18 protein-coding genes are annotated in these 15,840 nt (G+C 42.9%); 4 read left to right on the forward strand and 14 right to left on the reverse strand.

The features are described from left to right. Position 1: 1 nt before the first annotated feature. From CRO17_RS11640 to CRO17_RS11655, 4 genes are all read right to left on the reverse strand, one after another. Positions 2-661 (reverse strand): class I SAM-dependent methyltransferase, encoded by a 660-nt coding sequence (locus tag CRO17_RS11640; RefSeq protein ID WP_179637004.1) that lies wholly within the window; start codon positions 659-661, stop codon positions 2-4. Positions 662-817: 156 nt separating this feature from the next. Beyond that, a complete protein-coding gene (locus CRO17_RS11645; protein ID WP_097042414.1) occupies positions 818-1,339 on the reverse strand; it encodes a GNAT family N-acetyltransferase in 522 nt (173 codons plus the stop codon). Further along, entirely contained in the window at positions 1,340-1,933 is a 594-nt protein-coding gene (locus tag CRO17_RS11650; RefSeq protein WP_097042416.1) for a nucleotidyltransferase family protein, read from the reverse strand. Beyond that, a complete protein-coding gene (locus CRO17_RS11655) occupies positions 1,920-2,225 on the reverse strand; it encodes an MGMT family protein (RefSeq protein WP_097042419.1) in 306 nt (101 codons plus the stop codon). The genes CRO17_RS11650 and CRO17_RS11655 overlap by 14 nt, the downstream gene beginning before the upstream one ends. A 169-nt stretch (positions 2,226-2,394) precedes the next feature. Here CRO17_RS11655 and CRO17_RS11660 point away from each other — a divergent pair, with 169 nt between their 5' ends. Continuing rightward, a complete protein-coding gene (locus CRO17_RS11660; protein ID WP_097042421.1) occupies positions 2,395-2,760 on the forward strand; it encodes a thiol-disulfide oxidoreductase DCC family protein in 366 nt (121 codons plus the stop codon). 29 nt (positions 2,761-2,789) lie between these two features. Here the strand turns inward: CRO17_RS11660 and CRO17_RS11665 are convergent, their stop codons facing one another. Together CRO17_RS11665 and CRO17_RS11670 are read right to left on the reverse strand one after the other, a co-directional pair. Then, on the reverse strand, positions 2,790-4,199 hold the full coding sequence (locus tag CRO17_RS11665; RefSeq protein WP_097042423.1) for a SpoVR family protein: 1,410 nt from the start codon (positions 4,197-4,199) through the stop codon (positions 2,790-2,792). Between the two features lie 86 nt (positions 4,200-4,285). Further along, positions 4,286-5,653: a dipeptidase gene (locus CRO17_RS11670; protein ID WP_097042425.1), complete on the reverse strand. Its 1,368-nt coding sequence runs from the start codon at positions 5,651-5,653 to the stop codon at positions 4,286-4,288. Between the two features lie 113 nt (positions 5,654-5,766). On the opposite strand from CRO17_RS11670, the gene CRO17_RS11675 reads away from it, so the two are divergent. Further along, entirely contained in the window at positions 5,767-6,537 is a 771-nt protein-coding gene (locus CRO17_RS11675; protein ID WP_179637006.1) for a type 1 glutamine amidotransferase domain-containing protein, read from the forward strand. 16 nt (positions 6,538-6,553) lie between these two features. Here CRO17_RS11675 and CRO17_RS11680 read toward each other — a convergent pair whose 3' ends face one another. Genes CRO17_RS11680 through CRO17_RS11695 form a run of 4 tightly spaced genes read right to left on the reverse strand, consistent with a single transcriptional unit; the run spans position 6,554 to position 9,744 of the window. Further along, on the reverse strand, positions 6,554-7,693 hold the full coding sequence (locus CRO17_RS11680) for a bifunctional cystathionine gamma-lyase/homocysteine desulfhydrase (RefSeq protein ID WP_097042430.1): 1,140 nt from the start codon (positions 7,691-7,693) through the stop codon (positions 6,554-6,556). Further along, positions 7,690-8,616 carry a PLP-dependent cysteine synthase family protein gene (locus CRO17_RS11685; RefSeq protein ID WP_097042432.1) on the reverse strand — a complete coding sequence of 309 codons (927 nt, stop codon included), beginning with the start codon at positions 8,614-8,616 and terminating at the stop codon, positions 7,690-7,692. The genes CRO17_RS11680 and CRO17_RS11685 overlap by 4 nt, the downstream gene beginning before the upstream one ends. A 9-nt stretch (positions 8,617-8,625) precedes the next feature. Continuing rightward, positions 8,626-9,090, reverse strand: coding sequence for an S-ribosylhomocysteine lyase (locus tag CRO17_RS11690; RefSeq protein ID WP_097042434.1), 465 nt, complete (start codon positions 9,088-9,090; stop codon positions 8,626-8,628). A gap of 15 nt (positions 9,091-9,105) precedes the next feature. Beyond that, entirely contained in the window at positions 9,106-9,744 is a 639-nt protein-coding gene (locus CRO17_RS11695) for a class I SAM-dependent DNA methyltransferase (protein ID WP_097042437.1), read from the reverse strand. Positions 9,745-9,937: 193 nt separating this feature from the next. Here CRO17_RS11695 and ltaE point away from each other — a divergent pair, with 193 nt between their 5' ends. Further along, entirely contained in the window at positions 9,938-10,969 is a 1,032-nt protein-coding gene (gene ltaE, locus CRO17_RS11700; protein ID WP_097042439.1) for a low-specificity L-threonine aldolase, read from the forward strand. Between the two features lie 29 nt (positions 10,970-10,998). Here the strand turns inward: ltaE and CRO17_RS11705 are convergent, their stop codons facing one another. Next, a complete protein-coding gene (locus CRO17_RS11705; protein WP_097042441.1) occupies positions 10,999-11,619 on the reverse strand; it encodes a YhcN/YlaJ family sporulation lipoprotein in 621 nt (206 codons plus the stop codon). A gap of 162 nt (positions 11,620-11,781) precedes the next feature. Between CRO17_RS11705 and CRO17_RS11710 the strand changes: the two genes are divergently transcribed. Then, complete coding sequence (locus CRO17_RS11710; RefSeq protein WP_097042444.1) at positions 11,782-12,018, forward strand: YhdB family protein; 237 nt, start codon at positions 11,782-11,784, stop codon at positions 12,016-12,018. 48 nt (positions 12,019-12,066) lie between these two features. Here CRO17_RS11710 and CRO17_RS11715 read toward each other — a convergent pair whose 3' ends face one another. The 3 genes from CRO17_RS11715 to sigI form a co-directional block, all read right to left on the reverse strand. Continuing rightward, positions 12,067-13,611 carry a bifunctional GNAT family N-acetyltransferase/carbon-nitrogen hydrolase family protein gene (locus tag CRO17_RS11715; RefSeq protein WP_097042446.1) on the reverse strand — a complete coding sequence of 515 codons (1,545 nt, stop codon included), beginning with the start codon at positions 13,609-13,611 and terminating at the stop codon, positions 12,067-12,069. Between the two features lie 137 nt (positions 13,612-13,748). After that, entirely contained in the window at positions 13,749-14,996 is a 1,248-nt protein-coding gene (locus tag CRO17_RS11720; protein WP_097042448.1) for an anti-sigma factor domain-containing protein, read from the reverse strand. Further along, positions 14,996-15,727, reverse strand: a complete 732-nt coding sequence (gene sigI, locus CRO17_RS11725) for an RNA polymerase sigma-I factor (RefSeq protein ID WP_097042450.1) — start codon at positions 15,725-15,727, stop codon at positions 14,996-14,998. Before sigI ends, CRO17_RS11720 begins: the two co-directional genes overlap by 1 nt. Positions 15,728-15,840: the final 113 nt, after the last annotated feature.

A 15,840-nucleotide genomic window follows, 5' to 3' on the forward strand; every position in this document is an offset into this window, starting at 1 on the left:
ATTATTTTTTCCTTGCGACGACAAACCAAGACTGCACATCTTTCTCTGCACCCGCTTCAAAATCAATCCGTTGATTATGAAGGGTCATTTCGACAATCTGGTAAGTATCTTGAAGCATCTCTTGCAATTCGTTTTCGTGGAAGAAATGCATGATTCGATTCTCCACTAGGAAGGTATCTTTCTCCAATTCCACACCTGCACCGTAGTACTTTTCATCTCTCGCTGACAAACAGGAGAAAATCAAAAGACCATTTTTACGCAAATGAGAAGTGAAATGGTGAAATAGTTTCTCTCTTTCTTCCCCTGTATACATATGAAGTATGTTTGATAAATAAATGCCATCGAATCTTTCTGTCGAAGGAAAAGGCAAATTCAAGTAATCTCCGACAAAATGTTTTACATTGGACAAACCAACTGCCTTTGCATAATTACTGGCACGTTCTATTGCCACTTCTGAAATATCACAAGCTGTTACATGAAAAGCGTATTCTCCAAAGAAATTACTGTTTCTTCCATACCCACAGCCTGGTACGAATAGCCGCTTTGCCTGATCTGCTGCAAAGTATGGATATGCCATCACTGCTGATGGTGTTGCTTCCGTTCCCCAAATGTCCCCTGCTTCAAAACGATTATTCCAATAGGTTTGTAACGTTATACTCACAGTGCCATTTCCCCCAGCATAGAGTGTTATACATTGTTTTAGTAAATTACTTTACAAAGAATTTACTAGACATAGTGTAACATGTTTAGACAATGTTGAAAGGTTATTTTCTGAAAAAAAATGTAAAGAAATAATCACTACAATTTGTGCAATTCTTCACTTAATCCATTCTTCTCGAAGCAGCCCCATACGGATAGAATCATAATATTCACCGTTATAATAACGGCATTTCCGCATCCGAGCTTCCAATGTCATGTTAAGTTTTTCTCCCAGCCGCATCATCCGTTTATTCCCGGACCATGTAGTGTACCCTACTCGCACAATTGGCATGGTGTCGAATAAATGCGTGATCCACTGTTCCAACGCTGCTGTTCCATAGCCGCCATTCCAGTATGTTGGATCAAATATTGTTATACCCATCTCCAGCCATCTGGACGGTTTGTGTTCCCAATAATAGCTGACAGTTCCAATGACCGCTTCTTTAGCTTCTATTACCCATTGATCTGGTGAGTTCACTCCAAATTGGTAACTAGCTAAGAACTCCTCTTTTGTTTTGTGCATCAAAGGAAAATAGGGAGCATCCCACTTTTTCCATTCTGGTTCCTGTTCTCCATATTTCAGCTCCCATATAAGGGCTCCTTCTGACTCTCTTGGCGGTCTAATTGTTACAGCAGTCATTTATATACTTTCCTCCATTCGGACACGCGGCCACAGCCGCTGCCAATTCTTTTTGTTCACCCTGTCAAGATAGATGTAATGATATGGTGTACGACTCACATAAAGAGGTGTCGGAGCAATACGGCAAGCGAGCAGATCATCTACTCCATACGGTGCGATCAATTGCAGTTTACCTTCCTTTAGCTTGTCCCCAATACTCGTGGCTGTTTGCGGGTAGCAAGCAATCGCATGCGCTGTATCACGAAACGAAGGCATCTGATTGACATGATGCATTCTCGCTTGGTTTTTCACTGACCAAGGTACATCAGGCATCATTTTTGCAAGCATGTTTTCAAGTTCTTTCTCCGTTGCTTTGTCTATGTCGTGCGCATCAAAATAAACCACATCCACATCCATAAGCGGCGTTCTTTCTATGTAGCCATGCTGCATATCCCATGCTTTTGCCCTGACAAATCCTGCACTTATGCAGCAATCTGGAAGTTCTAACTTGGCAGCTGTGTCCAATATTGTTATCATCCATTTATCTTGTTTGATTGCTTCTAGCAAGTCAGCTTCTGTCTGCAGCGGACATGCGCGTGGGTTACCTAGGCTCATAGCGATACTCCTCCAAATTCACACGCCCGTTTTGTACTTCCAACCCTTCCTCGTACAATCGTTCCATTTGTTCATTTCGTGTTTCTTCATCTCGTATTTTTAATTTGCCATCCGCGCTTAGCACACGGTGCCACGGCAGTTCGTATTTTTGGCTCATGCTATGTAAAATCCTAGATACTTGTCTTGCTCCGCGTGCTCGTCCAGCTGCTGCACTGATTTGACCGTATGTCATTACTTTGCCTTTAGGTATGGACCGTATAACACGGATTACCTCTACCGTAAATGAATCCATCGTATCCCCCCTTTTTTTAGAACTATCTGTCAATTAGTATAGCAGAACATCTTGTCGCTATGATAAGCCATTTAGAATATGATAGACTCTACTTAAATAGTCTAAAAGATCATCACCTGTTTAACATCTTGCCAGACGGGCTATGTAGTAAACGAGAGGAGAATGTGTAATGAAACATATCGTGTTTTTTGATGCAAGCTGCCCCCTTTGTTCCACTGCAAAGCAAATAATCCAAAAACTGGATTGGCTGGATAATGTGAAATGGATTCCGGTACAGAATATCGAGAATTATGAGCGTTTCCGTTTTCTCGCCAAAGGAGATGTGTATGACCGCATCCATATGATGTCCTTCAAAGGAGACATTTACAGAGGACATGAAACTGTTAAAAAAATATTAACACTGCTGCCTGCTACCGTAGTATTAGGTTGGCTGTTGTATTTGCCATTTTTAGATCCCTATTTGGAATCCTTATATAAATGGATATCAGACAACCGCCATGACTGGTTTGGTACAAAACAATTGAAAGCCATATAAAAAAAACGGGCAGCGCTGCCCGTTTTTCTTTATAAATACTTCTTCAAAACGCGCTGCCCTTCATAACTAAACAGTACGTTTTTCCCTTCCACAACCGTCTCCATGTGAACAAACCTGCCCCATAACTGGTAGATATACGGCAATGTCCGTTCCAAATACGTCAAATCTAATTCGACGCCCTCATATTCATGCTTCAGATACAGCTCTCCGTTTGACATATAATCACCATCTGTCACTGTCAGAAACGGAAACCCGCCATTCACACGCATCGTAATTAACTGATCTCGTACCGTTTCCCACTCTTTATCCGTCACTTTATACTCGTTTCCCTGTTTTTGGAAAAGATACATATCTTCACGGTGAACTAACTCTTTGGTTAAATAATTGCGCAGGAAGGAAATATCAGATTCAATCTCTCGGACTTCAAACATCTTCTCTCTGCCAGAACCCGGCTTAACTCCAAACCGGAGCATTTCTTCCGTTGGGTTGTCAAAACGTTCTTCAATATCCTCAAAAATCTTAATGCCTAAATAATAGGGGTTAATCTGCGTCGGTGAAGGCTGTACGACACCTGCATTTAGTTTTGCATATTCAATCGCTTCATCACTTGTCAGATTCATCTCTCTCAAAATACGTGCATGCCAGTAGGACGCCCATCCTTCGTTCATGATCTTTGTTTCCAGCTGCGGCCAGAAATACAGCATTTCCTCCCGCATCATCGTAAGGATATCGCGCTGCCAATCCTCCAAAATACGGCTGTACTCCTCAATAAACAGCAGGATATCTTTTTCCGGACGAGGAGGAAAGACCTTTTTCTTCTTGTCTTTTTTCTCGTTCGTTTTTTTCTGATTAACAAACCAGATATCATCATATTCTGTTGCCCTTTCAGGAAACTCCTCTTCTCCTGTGTCTTCAGCGTCCCACCCTAGCTTAGGCCGCAATAGAGACGGATCAATATGCTCTTGGATTGCCAGCACTGCATCAAGGAAATCTTCTACTTCCTTCTTCCCATGTTCCTTCTCATATGCTGCTACCCGCTCTGCTGTTGCCGCCATGCTGTCTACCATATTTCGATTCGTATTTTGAAAGCGGACATTATTTTTGAAGAAATCACAATGCGCCAACACGTGTGCAACAATCAGCTTATTTTGAATTAAACTATTTGAGTTAAGCAGAAAAGCATAACAAGGATTTGAGTTAATAACAAGCTCGTAAATCTTACTTAGCCCCAGATCATATTGCAGCTTCATTTTATGGAATTGCTTGCCGAAACTCCAGTGTGTAAACCGCGTCGGCATACCGTAAGCACCGAATGTATAAATAATATCAGCTGGACAAATTTCATAGCGCATAGGATAAAAATCAAGTCCAAATCCTTTGGCAATTTCGGTAATTTCTCCAATAGCCCTTTCCAATGCCTGTGTGTCGGATAGCTGCACGGGCTCTCTCCCCTTTGTACGTAATAGTATTTATACTTATGCAGGGAAGGCAAAAAAAAGACGCCCATATGGACGTCTCCCCTTACTCATTCACTAACTTTTTCATAAAAATAAACCAATGTCTCCATCCCTTTATCAAAGCTTTCCAGCGGGAAGCTTTCATTTGGGGAGTGAAGTCTGTCTTCTGGTGTGCCAAATCCAAGCAGGATGACTGGCATTTGGTAGACTGTATCAATCCACTCCACAACTGGAATAGATCCGCCCATTCGTACAAAGACTGTTTCTTTGCCAAAGGCTTGAGTTAAACTTTCCGCTGCTTTTTGTATCAGCGGATGATTTGGATCTACTTTATAAGCTTTTGCTTTGAAAGGTTCGGGTCTTACCTCGACACGCACCCCAGCTGGCGTATGCTTCTTAATATGCGCCATGATTTTTTCCACAATGTCCGCTGGATCCTGTCCTGGCACAAGGCGGCTCGTTATTTTTGCAGTTGCTTCAGATGGGATAATCGTTTTCGTGCCTTCTCCTTGATAACCGCCATACATGCCGTTAACTTCTAATGTTGGCCGGGCCATTGTATGTTCTTTCGCTGTGTAGCCTTTTTCTGAAACTGCTTCCGGGACGCCCACTGTTTTTGTAAAGTTTTCTCCAGGCGCTTGTGCCATTAACTTGCGCTCTTCTTCCGGCAATTCCTCTATGCCGTCATAGAAACCTTCCACTTGAATTACTTCTTCTGTATCTTTTAGAGAACTTAAAATATGCGTCATCGCTTGCAGCGGATTGCGGACGGCTCCGCCATATAAGCCGGAATGCAAATCGCGGTCTGGTCCGTACACCGAGAACTCGAGTGCGGCTGCTCCTTTTAAACCATACAGCATGGTTGGCTGTCCTGATTCCACCATACCAGAATCGCTGATAATCGCGAAATCAGCTTGGAACTGCTCTGTTTGTTCATGCAGAACAGCATGCAAATTCGTGCTGCCGATTTCTTCTTCCCCTTCAATACATACTTTCATATTAATCGGGAGAGCTCCTCCTGTTTTCATGAAGGCTTCGAACACAGCTAGATGCATGAATACTTGTCCTTTATCGTCACTCACACCGCGAGCGTAAATGCGTCCATTGCGTTCTGTCGGCTCAAATGGCTCACTGTCCCAAAGCGGGAGCGGGTCAGCTGGCTGGACATCATAATGTCCATAAAAAAGCGCCGTCGGTTTATCAGAACCTGCACCAAGCCATTCTCCTGTTACGATAGGGTGTTTTTCTGTCTGTTGAACGGTCACTCTATCAAAACCGATGTCTTTTAAATAATCAGCTGTAAAGGCTGCTGCCTTTGCAACATCTTCTTTGTATGTACTGTCTGTGCTGATACTTGGGATACGCAGATAGCTATAAAGCTTTTCCAGCAGCCTCTCCCGATTTTCCTGCAAATAAGCGACTACTTGATTGGTCATGTATGCCACCCTTTCTTTTCTTTCTAGTTTAGCATAATTCTTGCGCTTCTTGTTTAGCTTGCACCTGCTAGTGGAATCGTAAAAGAAATATGACATTTGCAGGAGGCTACCAAATGGGTAAGGTATTAATTGTTGCAACCAATCATGACAGCTTGAAGCAGACACCTAAAACGACAGGTCTCTGGTTCAGCGAGATGACGAACTTTTATGACAAGCTGAAAAATCGCCATTATATGACCGTTATCAGTCCCAGAGGAGGCAATATACCGATTGATCATCGCAGTCTGACAGGCTTGTTCAAGAGTCACAAACTGCGCAAATATTATCGAGCACCTGGTTTTCGGAGATTATTACGCGAAAGTTTATCGCCTAAAGATGTAAGAGCTGCTGATTATGATGCCATTTACTTCACTGGAGGTCACGGCACTATGTGGGATTACCCAGAAAGCATAGAGCTGCAGCAGCTTACAAGAGAGATTTATGAAAATGGCGGCGTTGTAGCTGCGGTCTGCCATGGTCCGGCAGCATTACTTAACGTCAAATTGTCAGACGGATCATACTTAATCCAAAATAAAACGGTCACAGGTTATTCGGATCGCGAAGAAACAGCCAGCCTGAACAAGCACGAAATTCCTTATTCGTTAGAAGAACAGCTGAAAAATCGTGCGCTCACTTACCGTAAAGCCAAGATGCCATTCAAAGGACATGTAGAAGCAGACGACAGAGTGATTACTGGTCAGAATCCAGCCAGCGTTAAAGGTGTAGCGAAAGCCGTTATTAACCGATTAGAACAGAAAGCATTCGCTGAGCATCCAGATTCTTTCCGCGCTGTTTTGCGCATTTCAGAAGAGGATCAAATATTAAGAAGAAAGCCAGCCCCTTGAATGGGACTGGCTTTGCTTATTCTGTCGTCATCGCTTGTTTTAAATCGTCAATAAGATCCTCACTGTCTTCAATACCAACACTAATTCGGATCAGTCCTTCTGTGATGCCTAATTCTTCACGGCGATCTTTCGGAATGGATGCATGTGTCATTTTAGCAGGTAGCGAAATGAGACTTTCTACCGCTCCCAAACTTTCCGCCAATACAAAGTACTTCGTTTTACGCAATACTTGGTCTGCTTTTTCTCCGCTGCCGACATCAAAGGAAATCATACCGCCAAATCCTTCTGTCTGTTTTGCAGCGATATCATGCCCTTGATGCTCAGCTAATCCCGGATAATAAATTGTGCTCACACCAGGATGACCTTTAAGGAACTCTACCAGTTTCGCACTGTTCTTTTCAATCGCTTCCATCCGAATACCGAGCGTCTTGATGCCGCGCAGAAGCAGCCAGCTGTCTTGCGGTCCAAGTACAGCACCAGCTGAATTCTGGATAAAGTGAAGTTCTTCTGCCAGTTTGTCACTGTTTACGACAACTAGACCAGACACTACATCACTATGGCCGCCAATATATTTCGTAGCACTGTGAAGCACAATATCGGCTCCTAAATCAATTGGATTTTGCCAGTAAGGTGTTGCAAATGTGTTATCAACAATTAACAGCAAGTTATGTTTCTTTGCGATTTCCGCCATTTTCTTTATGTCTGTAATTTTCAATAATGGATTCGTTGGTGTCTCCACATATATTGCTTTGGTTTCCGGCTTGATTGCTTGTTCCACCGCTTCCGGTGAACTTGTATCAGCAAACGTGTGGCCTAGCTGATAACGTGTCAGCACTTTTGTGATAAGACGGTAGCTGCCGCCGTATACATCATCCGTCATTACTACGTGATCACCAGATTTAAACATCATCATAATAGAAGTGATGGCTGCCATACCAGAACTGAAGGCAAATCCCGCTTTTCCATTCTCCAACGCTGCAATTGTTTCTTCCAGCGCATGTCGCGTTGGGTTGCCTGTCCGGGAATATTCGTATCCTGTATGTTCACCTGGTCCTGGCTGCTTATACGTACTCACCTGATAGATTGGAACACTTACGGCTCCCGTTTTTTCATCTGTTGTAATTCCGCCATGAATCATTTTTGTTTTCCGTCTCATTTTAACCCTCCTTGATAGATCTGCTGGCTTAGGTAACGTTCACTGCTATCCGGAAAAATCGTTACAATTGTCGTTCCTGGCTTTGCGTCTGCCGCTTCTTTCAAAGCCGCACAGAAAGCAGACCCCGATGAACTCCCGACAAGTAAACCTTCTTTCGCCGCCAGCTCTTTCACGTAATAAAATGCATCATCATCTGTAATGGTATGAATGGTGTCAAAATAAGCGGTATCCATATAACTTGGCAAGAATTCCATACCAATCCCCTCTGTCCGGTGCGAGCCAGGAGCCCCGCCGTTTAGGATAGAGCCTTCTGGTTCTACGATAACGGTCTTTACCTCCGGATTCTGATGCTTCAGGTAACGCGCTGTTCCCATAAAGGTGCCGCCCGTACCGCCCCCTGCGACAAAAATATCGATATCGCCTTTGAGGTCACGCCATAGCTCCGGACCAAGCGTCTTATAATATGTTTCTGGATTAGAAGGATTTGCGAACTGCTGCGGGCAATAGCTGTCAGGAATCTCATCCAGCAGCGCTTTCGCTTTCTTAATAGCACCCGTCATCCCTTCCGATGTTGGGGTATGAACCACCTTTGCTCCGAGCGCTCGCATTAGCTCCTGCTTCTCCTGACTGAATTTCTCTGGCACACAGAAAACAACGGATATATTGCGCTGCTGTGCAGCTAGCGCAAGACCGATACCAGTATTACCTGCAGTCGGCTCAATAATTGTGCCGTTTTCCTTCAGCTTGCCTGTGCGGACGGCCTCATTTATCAAATGAACACCAAGCCGATCCTTCACACTTCCACCGGGGTTATAAAACTCCAGCTTCGCAAATAAACGCACTCCCTCAGGCAGAGAGAAGTTCGTAATTTGCACAACTGGTGTGTTTCCAATGAGATCATGTACAGATTTATAAACAGCCATTTTCTCCCTCTATTCAGCGAAGACTTGTCGCCATTCATCTTTTTTAGCAAGCATTTCTTTTGCAATCTCTTGGGCACCCTCTAAGCTGTGGTTGGCAGCCCAGCCGCACTGTACTTCATTGCATGCTGGCACTTCTGTTGCATGCAGAACATCTTGGAGTGTCTTTTCTAATGCATCCAAAATTTCATCGTAGCTGTCGTTATTCAAAACTGATACGTAAAAACCTGTCTGGCAGCCCATCGGTCCGATATCAAGGATGTTTTCAATATGATTGCGGATATTCTCAGCCATCAGATGTTCCAAAGAATGAAGTCCCGGCATCTCCATATATTCCTGGTTCGGCTGTTTGAAGCGGATATCGTATTTGTATACTTTATCTTGTGTTCCCTCTGTAATACCGACAAGACGCACATACGGTGCAGCAACTTTTGTGTGATCCAGGTTAAAACTTTCTACATTCATTTTTTTAGTCATTGTATCTCTCTCCTCTTACGCTTTTTCTGCTGTAATCAAGTAGACGAAGCGGTTCATTTGCTTAAATGTAACATAGAATCCGTGAGCTAGGAAAATCTTCTCGAGTACTTCCATTGTTGTATAATATTCCGTCGTCAAGTCTTTAACAAGCCGGTCATAACCTTTCTCCGTCTCACCCTGAATAAGTTTATCACGGTCATCTTCACTTGAAAAAACAGTATCCGCAAAGATGATCTTCCCGCCTTTCGGCAAAAGTGCAGCATAGCTGCCAATGGCCTGGTCTTTTTCATGGTCGGTCAGATGGTGGAACGCCCACGTACTCACTATAGAAGTAACCTGCTCTGCAGGTTCCGGAAATGACAGAAAATCTCCATCGGTAATGGAAAGCATCGGAAACTTACGGGATGCATGCTCTCGCATTTCTTTAGATGGCTCAATCCCAGTAATCTTCAACCCTTTTGCAAGCAGTTTTTCGGAAAGGTTGCCGGTGCCAACGCCGAATTCCAACGTATTTCCCTCTGCTGCATCCGCAACTGATTGTAAGATTTCGTGGTATTTCTCGAACACATCTTTATATTGCGGATCTTGGCCAGTAACTGTATCATCATACGATTTTGCCCATTCATCGAACATATCGATAAATTCGCGACCCATTTCATCACCTCAAGTGTAATAGTCTTATATCCAAGTAAACGAATAAGAATTATCATGTTTATGCAAGAAGAATACCATAATATCGCAATATATTCAATGAAAACATACGGTGACAGTCTTGCTGTTTTAAACTATAAAATAGTGGAAAAGTTATAAATTCTTGCTATATAATAGGAAGGAGAGGAGTGTTCGAATGATTGATTTACGCAGTGATACGGTCACCAAACCAACGGAAGCAATGCGCAAGGCAGCTTATGAAGCGGAAGTGGGAGATGACGTATACGGAGAAGATTCAACTGTAAATGAGTTAGAAGAAACGGTTGCCGATTTACTCGGAAAAGAGGCCGCACTATTCGTGCCTAGCGGTACCCAGGGTAATCAAATCGCCATACTTACTCATTGCAGTCCAGGTAATGAAATTATATTGCAGGAAGATTCCCACATCTTCCTTTATGAAGGAGCTGCTGCATCCATTTTTGCAGGCGTGCAAACACGGACAATGAAGGGTGAGCGAGGCGCTATTTGCCCAGAAGAATTGGTTTCTGCTATTCGTAAGGACGATATCCATTTCCCGGAGACAGGCTTGATATGCCTTGAGAATACGCATAACAAAGCTGGCGGTGCTGTTATACCGATTGAGAACATGATGGTAATTGCACAGATAGCACGTGAACACCATATACCGATTCACTTGGATGGCGCACGTCTTTTCAATGCAGCCGCTGCATCTGGTATTGGTGTGGCAAAATACGCGCAGCTGACGGACACGGTTCAAATCTGTCTGTCAAAAGGGCTCGGTGCCCCAGTTGGTTCTGTTATCGCTGGCTCAAAAGTATTTATAGACAAAGCCCGAAAGTGGAGAAAACGTCTCGGCGGCGGCATGCGACAGGCAGGCATTCTAGCTGCTCCTGGTCTTGTTGCGCTGCGTGACAATGCGGACCGGCTATCCGAGGACCACGATAATGCCAAGCTCTTAGCAGATGGACTAGCTGAGATTGACGGAATTGAAATTATAAACAGAGTGGAAACAAATATTGTACTGGCCGATGTTCAAGGTACGGGTATGACTGCTGATGCGTATGTGCAGCTTTTGAAGGAGCAGCAGGTGTTAGCAAATAGTTTTGGACCACATAGCGTCCGATTTGTCACACATTATGATGTTGGAAAAGGCGCCATAAAAAAAGCGCTGTCTATTGCAGCATCTTTAACTAAACAGCCAAATTAAAGAGGCTCCCTTTGCGGGGAGCCTCTCTTTTATCTTTCGTTATTCGGGAAGACACGATTCAGCATGTTGCCGAACTCAAGGAAGAATCCTTTAACAGGCTGTCCTTCATCGATCTTATTATTATAATCCTCTGCCATTCCTAAGAAATCCGGATCAGCTGATACGTACACATTATCAATGTCTTCGTCTACTGACTTAACCGCTTTTTCTATATCTTTTTTCATTTCATCTGTTACATCATTGTTTTGGTTATCCCCCGTGTTTTGGGTATCTCCGGTACTGATGTTACCCATTCCATTATTACCGGAATTGTCATTGTCATCGTTGTTGTTCTGCATGTCAACTGCAACATAAGCGTTGTTATCCGTTGTAAAGACATACGCATTATCTACGCCTTTTACTTCTTTAACTTTTCTTGAAATATCATCTGCAACTTGATAACGCGGCTGCTGGTCATTTCCGTTTTTTTGACGGTCATCTACATCCATCGTATCATCACTATTACGATGAACAAGATTATTATCCGTATTATTAAATCTGGTCGGCTCAACATTACCTCCCATTCCTGATTCATTATTATCGTCATTCTGACATGCTGTAAGCGTGATAGCAGCTAGTGCAGCCATACTTAACAATTTCCATTTCTTCATCTTGTGTTTCCTCCTTTAAAAGTGCAATACTGCGCTTAGTATGTACGGATTCAATCACCTTATACAAATGAAGACAAGGCCTCCGCTTCTTATATCTGCCAGTGATTATCCTGCTCTTTGGAGAGATACTATATGTACCCTGGCAGGAAGGGGATGCCGAATATGAAAATCCAGGATTATGAAAAAGCATTAATGTTCACGATTTGGGGACAGTGGGATGACCTGCTAGTTCTCATGGTGCGTACGAATGATGACTTGCTTTCCAAACGGATTGAGATTTTCCTGCATGCATTTCATTATCCCTCCAAACAGCATGCTGTAGTGAGTTCACATGAAGAATTGATTCAATATATTGATCACGCCCTGGGGCATACATCGTTATATGCCTTGGATGTATAAAAGAAGACTCGAGCACACTTTAGCTCGAGCCTTCTTTATTTCTGCTTCCTATTCCTCAAATTTCTTATACCGTAACTCAAATAAATCTTTACGGCGGTCACGTAAATGGCGCACCGTTCCGGTTTTGCGCTGCCGCTGCAATATCTCTAAATCCACATCGCCGACAACGACTGTTTCAATATTTGGCGGACATTCACCGACAATGCCATCACGGGCAAATTCGAAATCAGATGGCGTAAAAATACCGGATTGCGCGTATTGTATATCCATGTTTTCAACTTGCGTTAAGTTCCCGACCGTTCCAGCAATAACCGTGTAAACCTGGTTTTCCACAGCTCGTGCCTGTGCACAGTAACGGACACGCAAATAACCTTGACGATCGTCAGTACAAAACGGGACAAAAATGATATTAGCGCCTTGGTCAACTGCATAGCGTGCAAGTTCTGGGAATTCAATATCATAACAGATTTGAATTGCAATACGTCCGCAATCGGTATCAAACACCTGAACCGCGTCACCTGGCTGAATGCCCCACCACTTTTTCTCGTTTGGTGTGACATGAATTTTGTACTGTTTCTCAATCGTGCCATCGCGCCGGAAGAGATAAGCGATATTATAGATATGATCATCTTCTTCAACGAAATGGGACCCGCCGACAATGTTGACATTGTAACGAACAGCCAGAGCAGTAAACAGTTCAATATACTGCTCTGTAAATTCGGATAATTTCCGAACTGCTTGGGACGGTACTTTTTCTTCCAAGAAGCTCATCAGCTGCGTTGTAAAGATCTCTGGGAACACCGCGAAATCTGAACCAAAATCATATGCTACATCCACATAATACTCTACTTGTCTGGCAAACTCCTCAAACGACTCAATCTGTTTCATCATGTATTGAATAACAGTAATACGGACTGGATAAGACGTCTTAAAGTGCCTTTTTGACTTTGCCTGATATTCAATGTTATTCCATTCCATCAGCGTTGCAAAGGTAGCTGATTGCTTATCATCCGGCAAATAGTCACGATTAATCCGCATAACTCGGAAGCCATTCATAACCTGGAAAGTCAGCACTGGATCATATATATTCTGCGCCTCCACTTCCTCCACATATTGCCTTGGCGTCAGTTCATGGCTGTATTTATGGTAATTCGGGATTCTCCCCCCAATAATGATGCTTTTTAAGTTCTTTTCTGCAGCCAGTTCCTGCCTTGCTTCATAAAGCCGCTTCCCTATCTTCATACCACGGTAGTCTGGGTGAACCATTACTTCAATCCCATACAAATTAAACCCATCAGGATTATGGTTGGTGATATACCCTCCATCTGTAATATCATCCCATGTATGCTGATCATCATATTCATTGAAATTTACAATTAAGCTGGAACAGCTGCCAATGATCTTCCCATCCAATTCTACACAGAACTGGCCCTCCGGAAAGATGTCAATATGACTTTTCAAGTGGCTCTTCTTCCATGGACTCATACCCGGAAAGCAAAGTTTCTGCATATCCAGGATTTGATCAATATCGGCTTCTGTAATATTGCGCAAAACCACTTTTTTCTCAAATTGCGACAAATCAAGTTCAGACATAGGCGGTATCCTTTCTATTGAAAAGTTCACTTCGTACTTACCCTTCATATTGCGCATATAGTCCTGTTATTAGCCATAAGCAGCTTTGTTTGTTTCAATCGATCAGGATCATGACCTTTGCCATGCCATCCCCGATTCTACTTATCGTCTTTTTGTGTATCAGATGATGCATGCTTCTTTGCTTTTTGTTTGTCATGTCCATATTTGTTGCCCTGCTCCTGTGCACGGTCCACTTTCTCTTTCGCATTTTCCGACGCATGAGCAGACCCTTGTGAATGATGTTCCTTGATGTCTTGCCCTTTTTGGTGCTTTGCTGGATTACGATTAGCCGGTGTTTGCAGCTGTTGTTTACTTTCGTCTTTAGACTTCCCGTTAGGCTTACTTGTTTGCGGCGCAGTTTTTACTTTCTGATTCGAAACAGTCATACGATCGTGGTCCTGGTCAGTCTTTTGAACAGAAACTGTTGCACGATCCTTATCTTTTTCTGCGGATTGCTTTACATCTTCATCGGCAGTGTTATTTTGATTACTTGCCGTGTTCGCTTCTTTTTTTACAGATTCTTCTTTCACAACATAAGCAGGTTTTTGATTCACGCTGTCTATCGGTTTTCGGGAAGTCTTGTCTTGTTCTTTCCCATCCACTTTCACATCATCTTTATAGAAATCTTTAATAATGGCTGAATCTGATTGTGTAAGCGGAGGAACAGACGTAGACAAGTAAGTTCCTTCTAAAATGGACTGCGCCATAATCTCATTCATTGATTTCTGCTTATTCTGTGCAACTTCGCGCACCTTGTCGGGTACTTGGAAAGATGCAATATGTAGTGAGTTGTTAAATTTATTCACTGAACCTTCCAGAATATTCGTCAGCTTCTTATCATCTTGTCTCGTATCAATATAATTAACTCCAATAATAATACTTTCCGAGTCAGCTAAAAGACCTAAGTCACTCGACTTAAGCAAAATATTTGCTGCTACATCTTCAACAGCTTCTCCTTGCCAGTCATCCAGATTAGCAATGACTGTTCTTGCTTCTTCGTTTAAACCTGTGATAGAAACAACATCCATTCGGTTATTTACTTTTAATTCGATGCTTGGGTTAAAATCCAAACTTACATACGCATAAGCTTTGTTACCAACATACCAGGAATACATAGGGAATAAAGCCAACACAAAAACAAGCACCAATACAGCTACCCTCATTAGATTTTTTACAGATGGGGTCCATTGCCTAATATGCGTTCTGCGAATCATTTCCTCTGCAGCAAATTCGACTTCTTGTCCAATTTCTGTTTTGCCTTTTGCACTGATTTCCAGGAATGTGCCTTCACTGGTCATCACGATGGTGCTCCGCCGGCTTTGCTTCACGACGACTCCTCTTTTCACTAACTCACCCCCTTCATATAATCCTTCAGGTAGATATAATCCTCGCTAAAAATAATAAATACAGCGAGAATGTACTTCCTGTTCCTTTCCAGCGTCTTCTTACTGACAGAAACTTTATCCACAAGCTGTTTGATCGGAATTTTCTTTTTCCGAATAACATAATCCCGCAAGTCCGGGTCAGTATGCAAAATCTTAGCAGATTCGATTGCCGTTTCTCTGGCATCACGGTGTTTCGGTGCAACGTTAATTAACTCCTGGAATGACAGCTTGTATTCTTTCAGTTTCTTATCGTACTCCTCAATCTCTGCTCGGCGGTACCAAGATTCTGTTTCTTGGATAAAAGCCGTCTGGGCAGCTTCTGCCTCCCGCGGATTCTCACTGTCATCCTCAAATAATTCATCCAATGACGCCGCAGGAAGACGAATTCGTTCGCGTCTGATGTAGTCAATCGTCTTTCGTTTAATCACGAGCTTGGCAAATGATAAGAAAGAACTGCCTTTGTCATCTGCATATGACATCATTGCTTCATTAAAAGCAGAAAGGCCGACACTGAATTCCTCGTCTTTCACAGGATCAATAAATCTTCTGCATACCTCTGAGACTGACTTTGCGATAAAAGGCTGATACTTCTGAATCAGCTCATTTTGTTTGTCAGTATCACCAGCTTGCACTTGTTTGACTTGTTCTTCTAATTTCCCGCGCTTAGGATCATTAGACTGGCGTAGATACAAGACCTATCACCTCCAGCCTTCTATATTTTTCGTAACATAATTGTAATTTTAGGGTGTAACGCTTTAAATTCATTTGTAAAATTCTTTTATAATCATGGTTATTTTTTTGATAT

Source organism: Terribacillus aidingensis, assembly GCF_900215625.1.
Lineage (GTDB): Bacteria > Bacillota > Bacilli > Bacillales > Amphibacillaceae > Terribacillus > Terribacillus aidingensis.

Excerpts from the sequence above, each read along its gene's own strand:
- CRO17_RS11685 (WP_097042432.1), bottom strand. The coding sequence starts at position 8,616 with ATGGCTGTTTATAAATCTGTACATGATCTCATTGGAAACACACCAGTT.
- CRO17_RS11705 (WP_097042441.1), bottom strand. The coding sequence starts at position 11,619 with ATGAAGAAATGGAAATTGTTAAGTATGGCTGCACTAGCTGCTATCACG.
- CRO17_RS11645 (WP_097042414.1), bottom strand. The coding sequence starts at position 1,339 with ATGACTGCTGTAACAATTAGACCGCCAAGAGAGTCAGAAGGAGCCCTT.
- CRO17_RS11650 (WP_097042416.1), bottom strand. The coding sequence starts at position 1,933 with ATGAGCCTAGGTAACCCACGCGCATGTCCGCTGCAGACAGAAGCTGAC.
- CRO17_RS11660 (WP_097042421.1), top strand. The coding sequence starts at position 2,395 with ATGAAACATATCGTGTTTTTTGATGCAAGCTGCCCCCTTTGTTCCACT.
- CRO17_RS11680 (WP_097042430.1), bottom strand. The coding sequence starts at position 7,693 with ATGAGACGGAAAACAAAAATGATTCATGGCGGAATTACAACAGATGAA.
- CRO17_RS11715 (WP_097042446.1), bottom strand. The coding sequence starts at position 13,611 with ATGTCTGAACTTGATTTGTCGCAATTTGAGAAAAAAGTGGTTTTGCGC.
- ltaE (WP_097042439.1), top strand. The coding sequence starts at position 9,938 with ATGATTGATTTACGCAGTGATACGGTCACCAAACCAACGGAAGCAATG.
- CRO17_RS11690 (WP_097042434.1), bottom strand. The coding sequence starts at position 9,090 with ATGACTAAAAAAATGAATGTAGAAAGTTTTAACCTGGATCACACAAAA.
- CRO17_RS11675 (WP_179637006.1), top strand. The coding sequence starts at position 5,767 with ATGGGTAAGGTATTAATTGTTGCAACCAATCATGACAGCTTGAAGCAG.
- CRO17_RS11670 (WP_097042425.1), bottom strand. The coding sequence starts at position 5,653 with ATGACCAATCAAGTAGTCGCTTATTTGCAGGAAAATCGGGAGAGGCTG.
- CRO17_RS11710 (WP_097042444.1), top strand. The coding sequence starts at position 11,782 with ATGAAAATCCAGGATTATGAAAAAGCATTAATGTTCACGATTTGGGGA.
- CRO17_RS11655 (WP_097042419.1), bottom strand. The coding sequence starts at position 2,225 with ATGGATTCATTTACGGTAGAGGTAATCCGTGTTATACGGTCCATACCT.
- CRO17_RS11695 (WP_097042437.1), bottom strand. The coding sequence starts at position 9,744 with ATGGGTCGCGAATTTATCGATATGTTCGATGAATGGGCAAAATCGTAT.